This window comes from Candidatus Planktophila sp. (genome assembly GCF_046070465.1).
Lineage (GTDB): Bacteria > Actinomycetota > Actinomycetes > Nanopelagicales > Nanopelagicaceae > Planktophila.
In genome coordinates this window covers 1-2,954 of the sequence record NZ_JBJTMK010000006.1, presented here as the reverse complement: position 1 = coordinate 2,954, position 2,954 = coordinate 1, and the positions used below count along the sequence as shown (strand labels likewise).

Here is a 2,954-nt window from a genome sequence, read left to right as displayed (position 1 = left end):
CGGAATAACGATAAATCGCATCGTCTTCCAGTTGCTCATGCCCAGCGACTTTGCCGCTTCTTCTTGACCAGAATCAACTGCCAATAACCCGCCGCGAACTATCTCTGCCATGTAGGCGGCCTCGTTGAGGGTCAGACCTAGAACTGCAATCCAGAAAAGGGATGCGGCTTGAGAGAGAGTGAGGTGGAAACCGATGTAGAAGTCTCCGAAGTGAATCCAGGGAATTCCAATAAAGATTTCCTTGTAAATGGTTGAGAAAAGACCCCAAAAGACGAGTTGAACATAGACGGGGGTGCCTCTAAAGATCCAGATAAATAGCCACGCAAAGTTTTTAAAGATTGGATTATCAGTACGGCGCATCACTCCAAGGGCAATACCGAGGATGATTGCAAAAAACATGGAGAGCAAAGTAAGTTCGAGTGTGACGATGGAAGCCTTAATTACACGCCCATCAAAGAGGTATTTTCTGAAGGCGGCCCATTCATATGCATCACGTGATGCTGCATCGACTGCGATTCCTGCAAATGCAAGAAGAAGCAGCAGTGCCGCTGCCCACCTTTTATAGTGGCGCAGAGGCACTGCTTGAACGCTTCCTTCAAACTTCATATTTAGGAAGTTGCTCCATTGATTGTGAACTTAGAAACGGCTCCAGCTTCTACGCCCCACTTCTTAAGGATTGAATCGTATGTTCCATCCTTCTTGATGGCAGCAAATGCTTGCTGGATTGCAGGAGCAAGAGTCGACTTCTTTGCAAGTGCAATTCCATAGGGAGCCTTATCGAATATTGCGCCTGCAAGAGCAAGCTTGCCCTTTGTCTGCAATACAGCATAAGCAAGAACTGGTGAATCCGCAGCTGTTGCATCCGCGCGACCGAGAACTACCGCAGCTGTTGCCTGCTCGCCTGAGTCGAATGTAAGAAGTGTGATCGCCTTTTTGCCAGCCTTTGTGCAAGCCTCAGACTTTGCAGAGATGTCATCAGCCTGAACAGAACCTGTCATTGCGCTGACAATCTTTCCGCAAGCGTTATTTGGATCGAGCTTTACGCCCTTCTTTACTGCCCACTGAGTGCCCGCATTGAAGTAGTTAACGAAGTCAACTGATGCTTCGCGCTCTTTGGTATCAGTAAATGATGAAACACCAACGTCATACTTGCCAGCCTTTACACCAGCCAAAATTGTGTCAAAACCAGCAATTACATAATTTGTCTTTACGCCAAGTTTCTTTGCGACTGCGTTAAAAAGATCTACTTCCCAGCCAATTACCTTGCCGTTCTTATCTTTAAATTCATTGGGGCTATATGTTGCATCGATTCCGATGTTGATTACGCCTGCCTTCGCTATGTTAGAAGGAAGCGAAGTAGCCGCCTGTGCTGGTGTCGTAATCGCTGCAATTGAGAGAGCTGCAACTAATGCAGTTGCTACTTTGTATGTCTTCTTCATGGGAGAGATGCTCCTAGTAAGGTGAATTGAGATCGGGCAACGCTGCCGTAGGAGGTAATTCTAACCTTGCAGAAGCGCGCCAAGGCCCGCGATATCTGCTGGAGATACTCCACAGCAACCACCGATGAGCGTTGCGCCCAACGATTTCCATGCCTGAATATCGGAAATCTCAAAACTTGAACCTACAGGCCCAAGCCATGCCTTCGCATCTGCATCCCATGTGCGCCCTGAATTCGGGTAAATGACATATGGAATAGCTGACTCTGCGCTGGAAAGTAGTGGGGTAATCAGGTTTGGAGCCGTGCAGTTGATTCCGACTGCGATGGGATTTCTGAATCGATTCACGAGCTCGACTGCATCGGCAAATTTTTCACCAGATGAAATTTCGCTCGAAGATTTGCAAGAGAAAGAGATCCAGACAGGGATGTCACTGCCCATCGCTTGCAATAATTCAAGAATTGCCTTTGCTTCTGCAATTTCGGGAATGGTTTCAATTGCAAGCAGATCAGGTTTAGTGTCTACCAAAGCAATAAGTCGATCTCTATGGAAATTTTTTAACTCATCGATTGTGAGTCCATAATTGCCGCGATATTCAGACCCATCAGCAAGATATGCGCCATATGGTCCTACAGATGCTGCAACTCGCACACCTGGAAATCGAGCCAACTCTGTTGAAGCTTCAAGCGCATCGTCTACTTCTTCTTTGCTCCAGCCTCGAGCAATACAACCTTGAAATGAAATTTGATATGAGGCGGTAATCAGAATCTCTGCGCCAGCGTCTGCAAATAGTTTATGAGCCGCTCGAATTTGATCCCGATGACCGCGGAGTAATTCACCAGACCAGAGTGAAGTATTGAGCGTATTACCAAGTTCTTCTAAGGCAGTCGAAAAACCGCCATCAATGAGAGAGATAGAGCTCATCGCTATGCCTTCTTTACGATGCTGGACTTGAGATTCATCGGTCCGAATCCATCAACCTTCGCCTCGATATCGTGATCACCGGGGCCATCAACCAGACGGATACTGCGAACTTTAGTTCCGACCTTAAGAGTATTTGAGCTTCCCTTTACCTTCATATCTTTAACGATTGTTACATCGTCACCGTCTTGAAGTACGTTTCCTGATGCATCTTTGATCACGCGAGAAGTTTCAATCTCAACGTCATTTGGATTCCACTCGTGGGCGCACTCTGGACAGACGAGGATCTCACCCATTTCATATGAATACTCGGATTTACATTCAGGGCATGGAGGAAGTTGATCGCTCATGACCGAATTCTAACCTTGCTTAAAAACGCGCTGGATCCATCCAGAAGAGATCCCAGATATGTCCATCAAGATCTTCAAAACCCCAACTAAACATAAATCCAATATCTTCGGGCTCGCTGATTCGGCGTGCACCCTGTTCGAGAGCAGCATCTGTCACATGACGTACATCATCAGCTGATTTCAATCCCACAGAGATAAGAACTTCAGTGGTGCCCTTATCTGCCACAGGCTTATCAATAATCTTTGC

At 46.8% G+C, this 2,954-nt stretch carries 5 protein-coding genes; all 5 read right to left on the bottom strand.

Annotated features, from left to right (window positions below; all coding sequences use genetic code 11):
- Positions 1-606: amino acid ABC transporter permease (locus ACKOVI_RS00185; protein WP_509601627.1), on the bottom strand; the 606-nt coding region annotated here is incomplete at its 3' end.
- A gap of 2 nt (positions 607-608) precedes the next feature.
- Positions 609-1,439 carry an ABC transporter substrate-binding protein gene (locus ACKOVI_RS00180; RefSeq protein ID WP_509601625.1) on the bottom strand — a complete coding sequence of 277 codons (831 nt, stop codon included), beginning with the start codon at positions 1,437-1,439 and terminating at the stop codon, positions 609-611.
- Positions 1,440-1,499: 60 nt separating this feature from the next.
- On the bottom strand, positions 1,500-2,360 hold the full coding sequence (mmuM, locus tag ACKOVI_RS00175) for a homocysteine S-methyltransferase (RefSeq protein WP_509601623.1): 861 nt from the start codon (positions 2,358-2,360) through the stop codon (positions 1,500-1,502).
- A 2-nt stretch (positions 2,361-2,362) separates the two neighbouring features.
- On the bottom strand, positions 2,363-2,707 hold the full coding sequence (locus ACKOVI_RS00170; protein ID WP_509601620.1) for a zinc ribbon domain-containing protein YjdM: 345 nt from the start codon (positions 2,705-2,707) through the stop codon (positions 2,363-2,365).
- A gap of 19 nt (positions 2,708-2,726) precedes the next feature.
- On the bottom strand, positions 2,727-2,954 hold a 228-nt coding region (locus ACKOVI_RS00165; RefSeq protein ID WP_509601618.1), incomplete at its 5' end, for a VOC family protein.

Coding starts and splice junctions, on each gene's coding strand:
- ACKOVI_RS00180 (WP_509601625.1), bottom strand. CDS start 1,439: ATGAAGAAGACATACAAAGTAGCAACTGCATTAGTTGCAGCTCTCTCA.
- mmuM (WP_509601623.1), bottom strand. CDS start 2,360: ATGAGCTCTATCTCTCTCATTGATGGCGGTTTTTCGACTGCCTTAGAA.
- ACKOVI_RS00170 (WP_509601620.1), bottom strand. CDS start 2,707: ATGAGCGATCAACTTCCTCCATGCCCTGAATGTAAATCCGAGTATTCA.